We start from the raw sequence: 17272 nt of genomic DNA on the forward strand, positions 1-17272 counted from the left end.
TTCTTATAAGCTATGTCCTCCGATCTGATAGATTATAGAAAGTAATATTCTACCATAATCGGGACATTTTCATTTGTGGTACATCAGGACTTTATCATTTATGGCTTATATTTTACCGAACAAACATTCGTTTTTTATTGACACGTTTACAGAAGTGTAATATAATCGCAATATAAGAACAGGTGTTCGGAACCTGTGTTCGGGTTTTTCTGTTAAGCATTTTAATTGAGGGGGCAGATTTATGATTTCGAATAATTATTCCGTACATTCCCGTCGTATTTACTATAATTCAGCATATTCAGGATCAGACAGATCAGGATCGGCTAATTTTGCCAGAAGAGACGCTGCTGATCGCGCCGCAGGATATCGCCGTTCCAGTGGAAGAAGATCGCTCCGGAGAGAACAGCAGAGAAAACTTCGCCATATGAAGAGAGCTATTGTCATAATGATGATTTTCCTCGCTGCAGTCCTTCTGCTGCTCCACTTTACCGCGAACCGCACGGAAGCGGAGAAGGTGAATGTTCCCACCTACAAGTATTATACCAGTATCGAGGTGGATCAGGGCGAAAGCCTCTGGTCCATTGCCTCCGATCATATGTCGCCCGAATACAGGGATATCTACGACTACATGAGCGAGATTGCCTCTATCAACCATCTCCACGGAGATCAGCTCGACAGAGGGCAGCGGATTATCATCCCCTACTACTCCACGGAGCTCAAGGAATGATCCATACCTTTTCATCCCGTTGGAATCGAATCCTGCGAAAGGATACGATAAAGGCATCAGACAGCCCATGCAGGCCCATGAGAATCGATCGGAGTACCGGAAGCGCCAGAAAGTCTGGAAATCATCAGAGGCGTGGAGATCATCTGCGCCTTTAACACTCGACGCATAGACAACAGCAACGGACTCTGCTATGCTAAATGAAAGGATACAAATGGTGTGACAAATACGATAAACATCGGGGATACAAATACGAATTGAAGACAGAAGCGATAAATAAAAAAAGTTCCTTTGAAAGAATCTATGAGGTCGTGCGGCAGATTCCCGCAGGCAAAGTGGCGACATATGGTCAGATCGCGTCTCTTGCCGGCAATAAACGGTGGGCGCGCGTTGTCGGTTACGCCCTACACGTGAATCCCGACCCGGAACACATACCCTGTTACCGTGTCGTTAACCGGAATGGACAGGTTTCTCCCGCCTTCGCGTTTGGCGGAAGAAACCGTCAGATCGAACTTCTTGAAGCAGACGGAGTGCCCTGTCCCGATGGGATTGTAGATCTGGCAAAATATCAGTGGAAGAGATTTTCTCTGGCCGACTTTCAATAAGCCTATCAGAACACCAGATCCTGTTCTTGTCTTCCAGCCTCTAATGCCCGTCCGTCAAAATCCGTCAAAGGGAGATCCTTCCATAAGAACGGACTCTCCCATATGAGACCCGGCATTATACCGATTGTGGTGCCTCTCTTCCGGGGCATTACGGTTTATTTCTCCTCCGATTCAGATCCATCCTCAAGTGCTTCCGGAGAGATGACCCTGCCGTCTCTCCAGATCCGCTCCAAATCATAGAACAGACGATTTTCCTCATCAAACAGATGAACGACGATATCACCATAGTCAAGCAGAATCCAGTTCGCGTTCTGATACCCTTCTGTGCTTCTGGCATGAACACCTGTTTTGTCAAGTGCCTCATCAACGGCATCTGCCATCGCCTGAACCTGACTGCGGTTAGATCCGCTGGCGATAATAAAGTAATCCGCCAGTGTCGAGATATGAGAAATGTCGATGACCTTGATATCAATAGCCTTTTTCTCTTCCAGTGCTTTTACGGCAATATCTGCCATTTCTCTGGGCTCTGTCATTTTTTCCTCCTTAATAAATCCGTAGCTTATACAGTTTGTGGCACGATGTATCATCCGGCATTAATCGATGTGTTTCGTGAGCGTCCGATAGTAGTCATATGCTGAAAGCGTCGTCTCGTCCATTGACTTCGGATTTTCACTGAGATACTGCACCGTATCCTTCAGGATCATATACATGCATTCATTAATATCGCAGAATGCGACTTTCCGTATCTCCGCCAGATGAGGAGCCTTATCACGATTCGGTTCGATATAGTCCGCGATAAACGTGATTTTCTCAAGCGTTGTCATCTCCGGCTTTCCTGTCGTATGCCAGGTAATGGAATCCAGAACCTCCGTATCCTGGCACCCGTAGTCCTTCCTTGCAATATACGCGCCGAGCTTTGCATGAAGCAGCACCGGATGCTCCAGTTCAAACTTTTTCACCGGAATATTCTTCTTGGTGCAGATTTCAATTTTCTGCGCATTCGGTATGCACTTTGCACAGTCGTGCAGAAGTCCCGCCATCCGCGCCTTCTTCAAATCCACATCATAGCGCATTGCAAGTGCGCATGCCGTATAAGTGACTCCAAGCGTGTGGCGGTAACGGCTGTCCGTCAGTTCTTTCTTTAACTTGGATTCGATTGCATTCCACTCTGTTTTATCTTTGCCCATTTTCTGTCCTTCTTTGAACATTTTCTATGCTGATCATCTGCCCATCAGTTAACAGGGCTGTATTATCTTTTTCCGGAGCACGCCACCTTCTCCTTATTCTCAGCGGAAGACAGATAAATCCTGTTTTTCCGGATATATTCCCGCACCGGATCCGGAAGATAATATCTCGCCGATATTCCGTTTCGGATCAGCTCGCGGATATGCTTGGAGGAGATATCCAGATTCGGAGTGTCAAGCTTCAGGAAGTCTCCGTGAAACTCTTCTCTCCGCTGATCCAGAAGCCTGTTGAAGACATCCGGATCTGTCTGATTTCTTGTCGCGACAACGATATGGGCAGCATTGACAATTCTCTGCGGTTCACGCCACTGGTCAAAATCAAACAGAGAATCTGCACCCATGATAAAATAAAAATCCATGTCCGGATTTTTCTTCCGCAGCATCTCCAGTGTTCGATACGTGTAGCTGTAGCCATCCTCATTCATCTCAAAAAGAGAGAGCTCAAAGCCCGGATTCGATGCGATGGCCAGTCTTACCATATCCACCCGCTGTTCATCTCCGGCTCTTCCGGCACGGTTCCTTTTGTGAGGCGGGTTGCCTGCAGGCATGAAGAAAACCTTATCCAGACGAAACTGCTGCCTCGCTGCCTCTCCCAGTATCAGATGCCCGATGTGAATCGGATCAAAGGTTCCTCCCATGATACCGATCTTTCGTTTTCTCTCTTCTGACATAGAAATCCCCTGTCCCAAATACCCATATGAACGGTTCCGTATCAGATGATGTCCGCAGCGCCGCCCTATCCCCGGTATGCCCGTTCTGCGGCACTGCCCGCAGGGAGTGCGAACGGAACAGCAAGGCCGACGAAGCCGGTCACCTCTTAACGGCGCAGAAGCTGTGAAGTGACGCGGGAACTTATACATATTATTGCGTCCCGTCTACGGGGTATGACGGTTTTTATTATAATAGGTGCGGACCTCTTGCCGGCCTTTTACTTCGGGAATACAATTTTCCTGTCATCACCCTGTCCCTCTTTATACAGAACGATCTTCTTGCCGATGATCTGTACAATCTGGGATTTGGTCCTCTCCGCCAGCATCTGTGCCATCTCCTTTGGATCGTCCATGCAGTTCTGAAGGATGCCGATCTTTATCAATTCCCTCGCGGCAAGCGCAAGGCGGACATTTTCCGTCAGTTCCGGCGTGATTCCGCTCTTTCCGATATGAAGAATAGTATCCACGTTCATTGCCAGCCCTTTCAGGTAGGCTCTCTGTTTACTTGTCATCTGATTCTCCTGTTTTTATCTATCAATGTCATTTACGCGGCTCTCCTATACATCTGACAGACAGCCGCTGTCCTTTGTTCGTTCTCTCTCCGGCAGCGCTCACGTCCCGCCGCCCTTTGTTCATTCTCTCTCCGGCAGTACCCATGCCCCGCGGCCCTTCAGATCATCAAAACGAAGCTTTGACGCCTCCCGGCATTCCCGGAACGCGATTTCCTGATAATTGTCCTCATCGTCGGTGTGAAGAGAAAAATACTTCTCAACCCGGATCGGACTCTCTTCAAAAGCCGTAATCGCATAATGACGTGTAACCTTCTCCCTGGTTTCATTTACCCTTATGGAAAAAGAAGTGATCTGAGAAGTCTCGCAGAGAATCAGATGTCTTCCCTGCAGATTACGGAACAAAAAGCCGCAGGAATTATTTTCCTGTTCCAGATACTGCTCAAGCTGCCACGGAGAATCCGCATCCGGCTCGTCCATCCAGGTTCTCAGTTCAAAATTGCAGTTTGCGAACGGTTCTATCGTCTGGCGAAAGACCAGAAGATGCTCATTGCGCGGCGCCCCGAACCACTCTCTCTTCGAGGTGAACCGGATCCCTTCCCAGGTGAATTCCGCATCTCTGCAGAAAATATCGAAAGGCGGAATCTTCCGTGTCTCCGAGTAGGTCTCATCCCTGTCGGAATGGCTCAGGTAATTAAATTCCAGATTTCTGACTTCCGGCAGCTCCTGCCAGATCTCGATCAGCCCCATTTGCAGGCACCTCCGTTACTTATACAGTATGTGGCAGCCGCGGGAATTGCGAAGCAGCTCCCGCACCTGGCTTTATACATATTGTGGCGCCCCGCTTGCGGGGCATGAACGTTTACTTATAATAGTCAAAATGAAGTCCGTACATCCGTACTGTATCGCCGTCCTGAATACCTGCCTTCTCGAGATCACTGAGAATACCGGAATCCTTCAGGAACTTCTGGAAGAACTGGAATCCCTTCTCGGAATCCAGATTCGTGTATCCGAGCATCTTCTCGATCTTTGGTCCCTCAACGATGTAGGTGTGATCCTCCGTCTCTGACTTTGTGACGGTATAAGGAAGGTTGTCCTCGGGGATCATGATTTCCGGATCAAACTCCTGCGCGTACAGCTCCGTATTCTTCGGGATCTCATCCAGACGGTTCTGTACATAGTATAGCAGTTCTTTAATTCCTTTTCCAGTCGCAGCCGAAATCGGGAATACGCGAATGCCCTTCGGCTCGAACTCCTTTTTCAGCCTCTCCACCGGATCCTCTGTTCCATCCTCCGGGAAAATCAAATCAACCTTGTTTGCAGCGATCACCTGCGGCAGCTTCTCAAGGTTCGCATTGTATTTCTTCAGTTCGCCGTTTATGGTATAGATGTCTTCCACAGGGTCCCGTCCCTCTGTACCCGCGGCATCCACGAGATGGATCAGCATCCGGCAGCGCTCAATGTGACGCAGGAACTCGTATCCCAGTCCCGCTCCCGCAGAGGCTCCCTCAATCAATCCCGGAATATCTGCCATGACAAATCCATTGCAGCCTTCCAGGTCAACTACACCGAGATTCGGAATCAAAGTTGTGAAATGATACTCGGCAATCTTCGGCTGCGCATTGCTGACTCTCGACAGCAGTGTTGACTTGCCGACACTCGGAAAACCAATCAGTCCCACATCGGCAATCATTTTCAGCTCCAGCCTCAGCTCAAGCTCTCTGGACGGCTGACCCGGCTGCGCGTACTTCGGTACCTGCATGGTAGGCGTCGCGTAATTCATATTACCCTTGCCTCCCCTTCCGCCCTTCAGAAGCACCACACGGGTGTTTTTGCCGGACATATCCGCGATAACCTTCCCGCTTTGTGCCTCATAGATCACCGTTCCGTCCGGAACCTTCAGGACAACGTCCGCTCCGTCCTTCCCGGTACAGCGCCTTTTTCCGCCCTCCTGTCCATCCTCCGCCTTGAATTTGTAATGATGACGAAAGCTGGCAAGCGTATTCAGTCCGGGATCCACCTCGAAAATGACACTTCCGCCATTTCCTCCGTTTCCGCCGTCCGGTCCGCCTGCCGCCACAAACTTCTCACGGCGGAAGCTCACATGGCCATCCCCGCCCTTTCCGGATTTCACCGCAATTTTCGCACGATCTGCAAACATAATGATCACCTCAGTTCATAAAAAAAGAATGTAACTTATATCGCCGACTCAGAAAAAATAAACAACAACTACAAAAACACATGGGTAGGCCATATAAATTGCATTCTCAACAATAATTTGCCCTGTTCCGCGCTTCTGGCCCCTGCAATTCTCTGTATAGCACAGGCAGCCTAAGCTTCGCGTCTGGCACTGCCGCAGTTCTTTGCCCACATAGCAGAAAGAGCCGTCACAGCGAATGTGACAGCCCTTATGTTTCAAAAATTATTCAGCTGCTTCAGCCTGCGGAATAACAGAACAGATCTTTCTGTCTCTTCCCTTACGGGTAAATCTCACGATACCATCTGCTGTAGCAAACAGAGTATCATCTTTACCAAGGCCTACATTCAGACCCGGATGAATATGAGTTCCACGCTGTCTGTAAAGGATGTTGCCGGCTTTTACAAGCTGTCCGTCTGCTCTCTTGGCGCCCAGTCTCTTGGACTCGGAATCACGGCCGTTCTTTGTAGAACCTACTCCCTTTTTATGAGCGAAGAACTGAAGATTTAAATTCATCATTTCTTACACCTCCACGAAATTAACATCAATGAAGTCCTGATAGGACTCTTCTTCCTGCATATCGGAAAGGGTGGAAGCCAATGCCCGAAGCAGCAGCTCCGATCCGTCAGACGGAATGCCCTTTACACGGACACAAATCACCGCATTCTCAGGATCCGAGGATTCCTCTATCTGATCTCCGGTAAAACGATCCAGTGAATTCACTGTGTGAATGACCAGAGCAGATATGGCTGCACAGACGATATCCTCGCCCGCCTCCGCATATCCGGAATGATCTCTTGCCTCAAAGCCGGTAATCCTGCCGTTCCGATTCTGATAAAAAGTAACCTTGGTCATTTAAGCATTGATCTTGCTGATCTGTACCTTTGTGTACTGCTGTCTGTGACCGTTCTTCTTATGATAGCCGGTTTTTCTCTTGTACTTGTAAACGATTACCTTCTTCGCCTTTGCATTGGCAAGAACCTTTGCTTCTACAGAAGCACCGGCTGTCTCGCCGCCGACTTTGATGGTATCATCGTCGCGAACTGCAAGTACCTGATCAAATGTTACTGTCTCTCCAGCCTCTGCACCGAGCTTCTCAACACGGATAACATCGCCTTCGGAAACCTTGTACTGCTTTCCGCCAGTTGCAATAATAGCGTACATATAGGACACCTCCTACTTTCTAAAACTCGCCAGATCCGGTGGCCTGCATGAATTCAGGCAGACTCTTATACCTCTCTGTGCGGCATACTTTGATATTATTGCATATGGCTTGATAATTGTCAACCAGAAAATCAAAAAATATGACTCGTTAATGCAGCTCACACTCCAATCACAAAGCCGCAGAATCCTCCTCCTGTCAGGAATGAGACTTATCCGGGACGTCCTTTCAGAAATAGCTGCTCGCAATGGTCTCTGAGGAACAGATCCGTGGAGAACGCCACCCGAAGATGCTCTCTCAGGAATGACCCCTGGGAACCTTTCCGAGCATATCCCTTTCATATGTGCGGTCGGCCACCATAAGCCGGATAAAGGTATACAGAAGAATCGGCACGCTCCCCCAGATCGCTCTGACCGAAAAAACCTCGCACAGCAACGTGGAAAGAATTCCTCCGGCCAGGAAAAACAGAATCATTGACCCATGCATCTTCCAGCGGAGTGCAGCCTTCGGATCCTTATCCCGCACAGCCTTGACCAGATTGCTGCCCGTCTGGCGGATATGATTAGTCACAAAGGTAGTTGCCATCGGAATTCCCTCATTCTGACGGAAGGTGTTGAATTGCATGGAACAGATAAAATTCAACGTAACCTGGCAGATCTGGTCAGGAGCGTTTTCCGGAAGAGCTCCGAGCAGGATCGCCACAGGGATCTCAAATCCAACCAGAATCGTGTCCCAACGCAGCATATGCAGCTGCTTCACTCGTTTGGCCAGAAACTCTGACAGAATTGCGCCGGCAAAGTAGGCAGAAATCGGTATCAGCAGGTATAATGCCTTATCCCAGTCTCTCTCGCCGATCGCCATGGACAGAAGAACGACATTTGCCGTCTGTGCGTTGCAGAACACACCACCCCGAACCATGAAGGTATATGCTCCGTAATAACCGCCTACCAGGATCAGCGACCAGAAAACCCAGTGCTTCTCACACTCCAAAAAAAATTCCCGATGTGCATCATGTTCGGATAGCTCTTTTGCATTATGTCTCATTTCGATTGCCTTTTCCAATTGTCTCTAAGGCAGAACCGCTCTTCCGCAGGTGCATCGAACTGCGCCGTCTGCATAATAAGCGGAAAAAGTACAGACAGTACCTGCGTCTTTGCGTTCCTGTCTGTACTTTAATGTTATACCGTGATTCATGTTATACTGTGATTTTATGATTGATGGTAATCGCCAGGCTTCCGGGCCCGATATGGCATCCGATGACAAGAGAAAGCGGATCGCCCTTGATTTCGTCATTCGGGAAGGCTGCCTGTATCTCATCCACCCACTCTTTCACTTCTTCGGGATCGTCTCCCTCAGAATATGAATAACGGATGGTATATTCTCCTTTATCCACAAATTCCTTAAATCTTCCGGTCATGTCCTTCCGCACAGCGTCCAGCATGATTTTCTTCGCCTGCTTTGTACCCCTGGCTTTCGCGTAAGCATCCAGCTTTTCGCCCTGAATCTGCAGTACCGGTTTGATGTGAAGCACACTTCCGATCAATGCGGCAGCAGCTGTGATGCGGCCGCCTCTTTTCAGATATTTCAGAGTATCTACCATAATATATATGCTGGAATTGAACTTGTCCTCTTCCAGCTTCTCGCGGATCTGTTCTGCATTCCACCCGGCATCTCTCAGCGTCTGTGCGTCTTCCACCGACTGGCGCATGGTAACGGAAATCCTCTGGTTATTCACCACCTGAACCTTGCCGTCATAGTTCTCCGCCAGCAGCCTGGCCGTCTGATAGGAATTGGAAAGTCCGCTGGAGAGCGGAATGTATACAATCTCATCATTCTCTCTGAGCACTTTGTCCCAGAGATCCGTAACCTCGGCGGGAGCCGGCTGAGAGGTGGAGACACTGACATTCGGGTCCTCAAGCTCCTTGAAAAATTCCGCCTGCGTTATATCAATATCTTCACGAACCACCTTTCCGTTGATCAGAAATGACATCGGCAGCACATATACCCCGAGCTCCTTCGCCATTTTCTGTGTGATTCCGCTGTTACTGTCGGTTACGATTGCAACCTTCGACATGAAATATCCTCCTCACCCTGCTTGTAAACATATTATTAATTCATTTTACAATAGCCCCGATAAAATGCAAACACCCACTTTTAAAAAATTGTGTCCTCATCAGGTTTTTCAAAAACCGCTCAGGAAAAGGAAAAAACCCCTATTTTAGTCTGCAGAGCAAAAAAAACAAAAAGCAGAAAGACGGCGCTTCCTGACGAAATAATGCCCATAACGGCTATCCTTATCTGCGGATCAAAAGAAAAAGAATTCCGGTCAGAAGGATCACCCCGGTCGGCACCAGAATCTGTGCCAGCCGTTTTTCCTCCAGACCCGGTTCGATAAAAGCAGGCTTCTTCCACGTGACGGATCTCCGGATCAGCCAGCATCCCGTGTAAATCAGTATTGGAATCGGAATACCGTAAAACAGCAGAGAAACTCCGACCATCTGCGAGGACGCAGTATACGACGCCTGGGCAGTGGTATCCGATGCGAGAAAGGAGATCACCACCAGAAGCCCGTTATAACAAAAATGCAGCAGACTTGTGTAGAAGATATTATCTGTCTCGAGAATTACCCAGGTCATCAGCGCTCCGAGGATTCCGGGAATCCACCAGCGGACGGGATAGATATGAAAGACGCCGAACAGAACCCCTCCCACGAGGATGATCTGCCATCTCTTCCGGAAGCTCGTACGAAGGCCTGATACCAGGACTCCGCGGTGAAGAGCCTCTTCACACACGGCAGGCATGAAGGCGGTGAGAAAAAGCTCAACGGGCAGACTCGAGGAATAGGTGCCCGCAAGGCCCTCATCGATGCTCTGCAATGCATGCGGAACGAAAAACATCTCCAGAATCGTCACAACATCTGCTGCCAGATAACCGACGACTACCAGAATCAGGACTCCGAAAACAGCGGACATCCGTGGTTTGTGCAGCGGAAATACCTCCTTCGGATCTGCTCTCATGAAAAACACAAAGAGAACGGAGGCCACAACAAATTCAAGCTCCATCGCAAAGGAATCCAGATCCATGTTCCCGGTCAGCAGGTAAACCCATCCATTCGTAAAAATCCAGACCGCCATCATGCAGATGAAGAAGACCAGGCACTGCCAGAATTTCAGCTCACGCTTCGTCCGCGGTTTCTTCAGTCCCCTGGGCGCTGTTCCGGATATGCTCTCGTATGGCACCCACTCGTGTTCATACCTGTTTTCATTCCCGCGTGGATCATTCTCCCAGTTTCTGCTTCCGAACGATCCATTCTGCCGGAATCTGCTTCCTGACGGGTCGTCCTGCCGGGATCTGCTTCCAGATAGATCATTCTCCTGCTGGTATCTGCTTCCTGAAGAATCGTCCTGCCGGTTCCTGTCTCCGTAGAGATAATCCTGCCGGCTTCGGTCATCTCCGGAATGATTAAGATTGAAGGAATTATTCTGCATCTGCTTCAATATCCTTTAACTGCTCCTTGAATGATTTTCTCTTCTTGGTCCGCGTAATTTCCATGATGTCAAGCGCGGTGATATCGATGACCTGAGGCCGTGAGGGGTCTTTCCGGAATTCCTCCGTCATCCTCTCTCTCAGTCTTCTCTGATCACCCGGTTCTCTCATATTGATGAAATCCACGAGAATCGTTCCAGACAGCTGCCGCAGACGAATCTGCCTCGCGATCTCGGGAGCCGCTTCATCATTTGTCATCTGAACCGTTTTTGAGAAGCTTTTATTCCCGGAATAACGTCCGGTGTTCACATCGACAGATACAAAGGCCTCCGTCTGCTCGATCACGAGGAATCCTCCGGACTTCAGCCAAACTGTTCGGCTCTGAAGGGCTTCGAAAAGCGTCGTCAGATTATAGAGCTTGTAGAGATCCACCATCCGGTCCTCATAGAAAACCGCCTCCGGCCGGTCATCCTCCGAAAATGTCCGGAGGATATAATCGTCCAGCTCCCGTTTCGTCTCCGGATCGTCGGTGACGAGGCGCTTCAGTTCCCTGACCGGGCATTGCTTCAGAAGATAGATCGCATCGCTTTCTGACTGATACAGACATGAATAACAGGTTCTCTCCAGTCCGTGATCCAGAATCCGGTTCATCTGACCCGATAGTGCGTCCCATTCCCCCCGGAGTTCCTCCTCATCAGCCTCGGCGGCGTTCGTTCTGACAATCAGGCCGAAGCGGCCGTCGCAGAGCGGACGGAAAAAATCTTCCAGGCGCTTACGGTCGTCTTCCGCAAGCTTTCTGGAAAAGTTCAGGGTCTTTCGCTCCGAGGTCAGCACCAGGAATCTGCCCGGAACCGTCAGGTTCTGCGTCAGCCTCGGAAGCTTCTGCTTCATCGCCTCTTTCTCGACCTGTACCAGAATCTCGTCTCCCGCCTTCAGTGTCCTGTCCTGCCTTGCATGCTTCGGAGGCAGCGGAAGATATCCGTTCCGGTCGGGGCCGATCCGGACAAAGGCAGCATTCAGATTGTTCTGGATGCTCTCGATCTTTCCCACATAAATATTGCCCAGTATGGACGGGCTGTCTTTTCTCCGGATATAAAATTCCACCGGTTTGTCATCCTCATAAAGCACCGATGCAAGACACGGAACTTCTCCCGCCGGATATTTTGCGATTACAATCTTCTTCTCTCCCATGTTCTCTGCTTCCCCCGCGGGTATACTCATGTCCTGTTTCTCAATCACCTTCAGACCTGATCTGTTTATACAGACAGCCGCTCCCACTTTATCGGTTTCTTCACAAAGCCCGCATGCCTGTGACGAATTATGATTATGTACAGACTTGCGCCAGCCACATCGATTTCTTCGCACAGCCCGCACGTCCCTGACGGACTATATACAGATAATCACTCGAACTGCCGCATCGATTCTGCCGCATGGGGAACATGATCCAGCGGCACAAGCTTTCTGTCTTCAGCCGTTCCGATATTCGTATAGATGTCGTTGCGGTGAATCAGAAGACTGAAAGTCGGAATCTCAAAGCCTGCGGATTCCGCGAATGCGCTCATGACCAACTCCGGCTTCAGATTGCTGACGCTTCCGGCGGAAAGCAGCATATGGAAGGCGACACGCTCCGCGTCCGTCCCCTGGGGATGCTCCGCCAGTTCCTGGTCATCCAGCTCTGTCAGGTTCATCACATAGATCCAGGGAAGGATATCCGTCTCCGCCTCACTGCGTTTTGTTTTTCGAAGTACAATGACGGAAGGCGACGACAGAAAAGCGTTCAGCTTATCCTGGAGTACGTCACGCTCCTGAAGCTTCACGCTTCCCTTCCGGAAACTTACCGTATAGTCAGCCGCGTTTACCAGCGTCATGCATTTCTCCGCCTTTGTGATTCCGATTCGGATGCAGCTTTCCGCATGCATCCCCGGAACCATCTGCCGGTTCAGTCTCTCAAGGATCTCTTTCTCGGGGATTTCTTCCTTCAGATCAAGATCAAAATATTCGCCGCTGCTTGTCTTGCCCACGCCGAGCGGAGCCGCGAAAGACATCAGCATATGAGGGCTGAATCCTTCGGACAGGGAAACCGGCAGCCCGGCTCTGCGGATTGCCTTCTGAAAGAAACGCATGACATCCAGATGACCTATGAATTTCAGACATCCGGTTTTTGTAAATTTAATCCTGACTCTCATAGCACACTCCTCCCCTGTAGACGCGGCATCCGCATCCACTGCATCTCTGCCGGCAGTTCGGTGTGATGATTCCCTCCTTGGCCCGCTTCCACTCCCGGATCAGAAAGTCCCGGCTGACCTGGCAGTCCAGAAAATCCCACGGAAGCAGCTCGGAGGTGTCTCTCTCCCGCGCGGTATAGAAATACGGATCAATTCCGCACTCCCGGAAGCTTTCCTGCCATCTGTCCTCATCAAAATACTCTGTCCAGGCATCGAAGATCGCGCCTTTGCGGTAAGCTGTCTCGATTGCCTGAGCAACGCGCCGGTCTCCTCTTGCGAGGACACCCTCCAGGACCGAAATATACGCATCATGATAGGTGTACCGGATGCTCTTCTGGTTCGTCATCGCGCGAACCTCGTCCTTGACCATATGCGCCTTATCAAGGAATTCCTGCTCCCGGTCCATCCGTGCCCACTGAAAAGGCGTGAAGGGCTTTGGAACGAAGAACGAGCTGCTCGCGGTTATGCTGATTTTTCCCGTTCTCTCCTCCTTTGGAATATTGTCATAGTAGCACTCGGCCACCTTCTGACAGAGGTGCGCAATATCCTTGACATCCTCTTCATTCTCTCCCGGAAGTCCAAGCATGAAATAGAGCTTTACCTTGTTCCACCCGCCGCGGAACGCCTCGAGAGCGCCGCCAAGGATATCCTCCTCGGTGATGCCCTTGTTGATAACATCACGCATCCGCTGTGAACCTGCCTCCGCCGCGAAGGTCAGGCTGCTCTTCTTCACATCCTGCACCTTCGACATCACATCGAGCGAGAAGGCATCGATCCTGAGGGACGGAAGCGAAATGTTGATGCCCTTTTCGTTGCAGATCTGAATCAGGAAGTTCAGAAGCTCATTCAGCTGTGAGTAATCGCTGCTGGAAAGCGAGCTCAGGGAAATTTCATCATAGCCGGTATTTTTCAGCATCACCTCCGCCTGCCGCTTCAGCCGCTCTACATTCTTCTCCCGAAGCGGACGGTAGATCATTCCTGCCTGGCAGAAACGGCAGCCACGGATGCAGCCTCTCTGAATCTCCAGAACGACCCGGTCCTGTGTGGCCTGAAGATAGGGAACAATCGGCGCGTCCGGATAGGTCACTTCACTGAAATCCATGACGATCCGCTTACGCACCTTTTCCGGCACGCCTTCCTCTGTCGGTGCAAAGGACGCGAGCGTCCCGTCCTCGTGATAGGACGCACGGTAGAACTGCGGCACATAAATTCCCTCGATACGGGAGGCTCGCAAAAGAAAATCCCGGCGGCTCATACCGGTTCTTTTTTTCTCCTGATACAGATCGAACAGCTCGTCGTACGCGACTTCGCCCTCACCGATATAAAACAGATCGAAGAATTCCGCGATCGGCTCCGGATTGTAGGTGCAGGGGCCGCCGCCAATGACGATGGGTTCATCCTCTCCCCTGTCCGCGGCGTGAAGAGCAATCCCGGACAGATCCAGGATCTGGAGGATATTTGTATAGCACATCTCGTACTGAATCGTGATTCCGAGAAAATCAAATGAGCGAACCGGTTCCTGAGACTCAAGGGCAAAGAGAGGAATTTTCTTCTCCCGCATGATCTCATCCAGATCCGGCCATGGAGAATAGACTCTCTCGCACCAGACATCCTCTCGTTTATTAAACATATCATACAGGATCTGAATCCCCAGATGAGACATACCGATCTCGTAGACATCCGGGAAACACATACAGAACCGAATCATCTTCTCCGGATCGAAAGATTCTGATTTGTCAACCGCATTCACCTCATTGCCGATATACCTGGCAGGCTTGTCAATTGACAGCAGAATTTCATCGCTCAATGCCAATCTTCTCATACATTCACCCTTTAAATATTTTATTTCGTTCAGGAAAAAACGAGATAAAACACGCTGCGCGAGTTTTATCTCGCTATCGCGACGCTCGCCGCACACAAATACTTCGCATTCGGCTGCGGCTCACTGTTCGCGTAAATCCACCTGTCCGCGGGTCAGAACAGAATCTCTGACAGCCGCGGGCAGGCATGCAGTTTATTCGGCGCTTCCCTGACCGGCCGGCTTCTGCGTCCCGTCAACCGGCTGTTTCCGGGTGTCACGGATGATATCGTCCCGGAACATGGAGAATTTGTCCATTGGATAATTCTCAAGGTTCTTCAGCACCTTTCTGCCGTCCGCCTTCTTCAGCAGCTTCTCACGGTCCTTCATTATCTCGGCGGCGGTTACCTTGCGGGACGGACCGCCCACGCAGCCGCCCGGACAGATCATACCCTCGATGAAATCTTCCTGAAGTCTTCCGAACTTCAGCATCGTGAGTGCCTTTTTGCACTCCGGACCGCCCGCGGCTTTCAGAAGCCGGATACCTGAGGTATCCTCACCGCGCTCCTTCATGCACTCAATCACGGCATTCGCAACTCCGCCGGAGGTGGCGAATCTCTTACCGAAGATGGAAGCCTCCTGATACGGATCGGTACAGGGCTTCAGCTCCACATCTTTGGAGCGTAAAAGCGCGGAGAACTCACCATAGGTCATGACATAATCCGCGTTTTTCGGCACACCCTCTACATCTGCCGCCTCGGATTTCTTCGCTACACAGGGTCCGAGGAAAACCGTCACGCATCCCGGATGCATGGCCTTGAGATATCGGGACACGGCGCACATCGGAGACACAACGGTGGACATGTTGTTCTTGTACTGCTCCGGGAAATGTACCTTCAGCATATTGATAAAGGCGGAGCAGCAGGAGGTCGTCATCTTCCGCCCTTCCTTCAGAGCTTCACTCCACTCTTCAGACTCAAAGGCTGCCGTCATATCTGCTCCCAGGCCGACCTCGACCAGATCCTTGAACCCGAGCTCCTTCACCGCCTGACGGATGGACCCCATTGTGATATCCGGTCCGTACTGACCCTCGGTCGCGGGCGCAACCATCGCATAGACTTCCTTTCCGGCCTTGATGTCACGGATGATGTCTACGAGGTAGGATTTTGACGCTGGTGCGCCGAACGGGCAGGAATGAATGCAGAGCCCGCACTGAATGCATTTCGAATCATCAATGACGCAGATCCCGTACTCATCATAGGTAATGGCGCCTACCGGGCAGGCCTTTTTGCAGGGCCGGACCAGATGAACGATCGCATTGTAGGGACACGCCTCCGCACATTTTCCGCACTCCTTACACTTTGTCGCGTCAATATGAGAACGATGCGCACCCATATCGATCGCCCCGAATCTGCACGAGCTCTGGCATGGCTGTCCCATACATTTGCGGCAGTTGTCGGTTACGGTATAGGCGGAAATCGGACACTCCTCACATGCCGGTCCGAGAACGCGCACGATATTCTTTGAGGTATCGTTCGGATCCGGGTTCTTGCCCTCCGCCAGACGAATCCGGCGCTTGATCAGCTCGCGGTCTTTGTAGACGCAGCATCTGTATTTTGCAAGAGGTCCCGGGCTCAGCTTCAGAATCAGTTTTTCCTTGCCGTCCTCATCCAGCTCGTCGTTCCAGGCGAGCCTTGCCGTTTCCTCAAGAATCTTATGCTTCAGCTGAATCAGATTTTCATCATTTGTAACCATACCACATACATCCTTTCCAATTTTAGGTCAAGTTCAAACTCACAAAGAACACTAACAGAGGAACGGATTCAACCGCAAGATCCGCCCCGCCAATTCTCCGAAAATAGTCTCCGCACCGGGAGAATTGTACTCTTTTTATACGCACGCACGGGCCCCTGCATTCGGAAAAAATACATATTATGTAAGCCAAATGCTCTGTGCAGCGCTACATACTGTATAAGCTGCGGATTGTAGACAGTCTCTTACACACGCTTCGCGCGTGACGATCCTGTCTGCGTTTCCGAAGAGCTTATACACTAATCTTACTATTTTTGGAAGGCTGATTCAACCGGTACCCTTTTGTGCGGACAAATGTTCTTTGAAAAATACACCTCATTGTTTTCCTTTGTGTTTTCTTTTGTTTTTTTTTCCGGTTCGTCCATGTTTTCTTTTTTCAGCGGATTTGCTATAATATAGCGGCCCGTATAATAGTGACCCGTGAAATAGCGGCCCGTGTAATTCGTGCCGCTATTTCAGGAATGTTTGATTCACGTATGATTAGGAGGTAAAGATGAAGTTTTATTATCCCGTTATTGTAAAGAAAACCGAAAACGGATATCACGCGAAGTTTGCTGATCTTGAGATGTGTGAGGCAGACGGCGATACCCTCGACGAGGTGCTCGACAACGCGAAGGATGCCGCCTATAACTGGATTGAGGCGGAGTTTCAGGAGCCGGATCCGCAGCTTCCTCCCTCTTCCGATAAAGCGGATCTCGAGGCGGAAGCCGCGGAAGGCGAGATTGTCCGGGAGATTCTCATCACCTACCGGATGATGGAGGGATGGGAGGAATAAACCCTGTACGATAGCTTGTTCCAAA

The 17272-nt window shown here is 50.3% G+C and carries 19 protein-coding genes; 3 read left to right on the plus strand and 16 right to left on the minus strand.

Annotated elements, in window-relative coordinates; translation table 11 throughout:
• Nucleotides 1-424 precede the first annotated feature (424 nt).
• On the plus strand, nt 425-727 hold the full coding sequence (locus ACTQ3A_RS11255) for a LysM peptidoglycan-binding domain-containing protein (protein WP_441100176.1): 303 nt from the start codon (nt 425-427) through the stop codon (nt 725-727).
• 197 nt (nt 728-924) lie between these two features.
• Entirely contained in the window at nt 925-1329 is a 405-nt protein-coding gene (locus tag ACTQ3A_RS11260) for an MGMT family protein (protein WP_441494916.1), read from the plus strand.
• A gap of 155 nt (nt 1330-1484) precedes the next feature.
• Here ACTQ3A_RS11260 and rsfS read toward each other — a convergent pair whose 3' ends face one another.
• From rsfS to ACTQ3A_RS11340, 16 genes are all read right to left on the minus strand, one after another.
• The gene (gene rsfS, locus ACTQ3A_RS11265) at nt 1485-1862 is read right to left on the minus strand and encodes a ribosome silencing factor (protein WP_441100179.1); all 378 of its coding nucleotides are present in this window, start codon (nt 1860-1862) and stop codon (nt 1485-1487) included.
• Nucleotides 1863-1922: 60 nt separating this feature from the next.
• Entirely contained in the window at nt 1923-2516 is a 594-nt protein-coding gene (gene yqeK, locus ACTQ3A_RS11270; RefSeq protein ID WP_441494915.1) for a bis(5'-nucleosyl)-tetraphosphatase (symmetrical) YqeK, read from the minus strand.
• A 62-nt stretch (nt 2517-2578) separates the two neighbouring features.
• Complete coding sequence (gene nadD, locus ACTQ3A_RS11275; RefSeq protein ID WP_441494914.1) at nt 2579-3244, minus strand: nicotinate-nucleotide adenylyltransferase; 666 nt, start codon at nt 3242-3244, stop codon at nt 2579-2581.
• A 257-nt stretch (nt 3245-3501) separates the two neighbouring features.
• Complete coding sequence (locus ACTQ3A_RS11280) at nt 3502-3795, minus strand: YhbY family RNA-binding protein (protein WP_441494913.1); 294 nt, start codon at nt 3793-3795, stop codon at nt 3502-3504.
• Nucleotides 3796-3915: 120 nt separating this feature from the next.
• Nucleotides 3916-4542 carry a hypothetical protein gene (locus ACTQ3A_RS11285; RefSeq protein WP_441494912.1) on the minus strand — a complete coding sequence of 209 codons (627 nt, stop codon included), beginning with the start codon at nt 4540-4542 and terminating at the stop codon, nt 3916-3918.
• Nucleotides 4543-4654: 112 nt separating this feature from the next.
• A complete protein-coding gene (obgE, locus tag ACTQ3A_RS11290) occupies nt 4655-5953 on the minus strand; it encodes a GTPase ObgE (protein ID WP_441494911.1) in 1299 nt (432 codons plus the stop codon).
• 261 nt (nt 5954-6214) lie between these two features.
• Nucleotides 6215-6508 carry a 50S ribosomal protein L27 gene (gene rpmA, locus ACTQ3A_RS11295; protein WP_441100189.1) on the minus strand — a complete coding sequence of 98 codons (294 nt, stop codon included), beginning with the start codon at nt 6506-6508 and terminating at the stop codon, nt 6215-6217.
• 3 nt (nt 6509-6511) lie between these two features.
• Nucleotides 6512-6844, minus strand: coding sequence for a ribosomal-processing cysteine protease Prp (locus ACTQ3A_RS11300; RefSeq protein ID WP_441494910.1), 333 nt, complete (start codon nt 6842-6844; stop codon nt 6512-6514).
• Nucleotides 6845-7153 carry a 50S ribosomal protein L21 gene (gene rplU / locus ACTQ3A_RS11305; RefSeq protein ID WP_441100192.1) on the minus strand — a complete coding sequence of 103 codons (309 nt, stop codon included), beginning with the start codon at nt 7151-7153 and terminating at the stop codon, nt 6845-6847.
• Nucleotides 7154-7448: 295 nt separating this feature from the next.
• Nucleotides 7449-8195 carry a YoaK family protein gene (locus ACTQ3A_RS11310; protein ID WP_441494909.1) on the minus strand — a complete coding sequence of 249 codons (747 nt, stop codon included), beginning with the start codon at nt 8193-8195 and terminating at the stop codon, nt 7449-7451.
• Nucleotides 8196-8346: 151 nt separating this feature from the next.
• Entirely contained in the window at nt 8347-9225 is an 879-nt protein-coding gene (locus ACTQ3A_RS11315) for a DegV family protein (protein ID WP_441494908.1), read from the minus strand.
• A 220-nt stretch (nt 9226-9445) separates the two neighbouring features.
• Nucleotides 9446-10639, minus strand: a complete 1194-nt coding sequence (locus ACTQ3A_RS11320) for a CPBP family intramembrane glutamic endopeptidase (protein ID WP_441494907.1) — start codon at nt 10637-10639, stop codon at nt 9446-9448.
• On the minus strand, nt 10629-11876 hold the full coding sequence (locus ACTQ3A_RS11325) for a ribonuclease E/G (protein WP_441494906.1): 1248 nt from the start codon (nt 11874-11876) through the stop codon (nt 10629-10631). Before ACTQ3A_RS11325 ends, ACTQ3A_RS11320 begins: the two co-directional genes overlap by 11 nt.
• Before the next feature lie 161 nt (nt 11877-12037).
• On the minus strand, nt 12038-12823 hold the full coding sequence (locus tag ACTQ3A_RS11330) for a TIGR03936 family radical SAM-associated protein (RefSeq protein ID WP_441494905.1): 786 nt from the start codon (nt 12821-12823) through the stop codon (nt 12038-12040).
• The gene (locus ACTQ3A_RS11335) at nt 12807-14684 is read right to left on the minus strand and encodes a TIGR03960 family B12-binding radical SAM protein (protein ID WP_441100203.1); all 1878 of its coding nucleotides are present in this window, start codon (nt 14682-14684) and stop codon (nt 12807-12809) included. Before ACTQ3A_RS11335 ends, ACTQ3A_RS11330 begins: the two co-directional genes overlap by 17 nt.
• A 192-nt stretch (nt 14685-14876) precedes the next feature.
• A complete protein-coding gene (locus ACTQ3A_RS11340; protein ID WP_441100204.1) occupies nt 14877-16415 on the minus strand; it encodes a 4Fe-4S dicluster domain-containing protein in 1539 nt (512 codons plus the stop codon).
• 550 nt (nt 16416-16965) lie between these two features.
• Here ACTQ3A_RS11340 and ACTQ3A_RS11345 point away from each other — a divergent pair.
• Entirely contained in the window at nt 16966-17247 is a 282-nt protein-coding gene (locus ACTQ3A_RS11345) for a type II toxin-antitoxin system HicB family antitoxin (protein WP_441100205.1), read from the plus strand.
• Nucleotides 17248-17272: the final 25 nt, after the last annotated feature.

The organism is Bilifractor sp. LCP21S3_F8, assembly GCF_052117805.1.
In the GTDB taxonomy this organism is placed as follows: Bacteria; Bacillota; Clostridia; order Lachnospirales; family Lachnospiraceae; genus Bilifractor.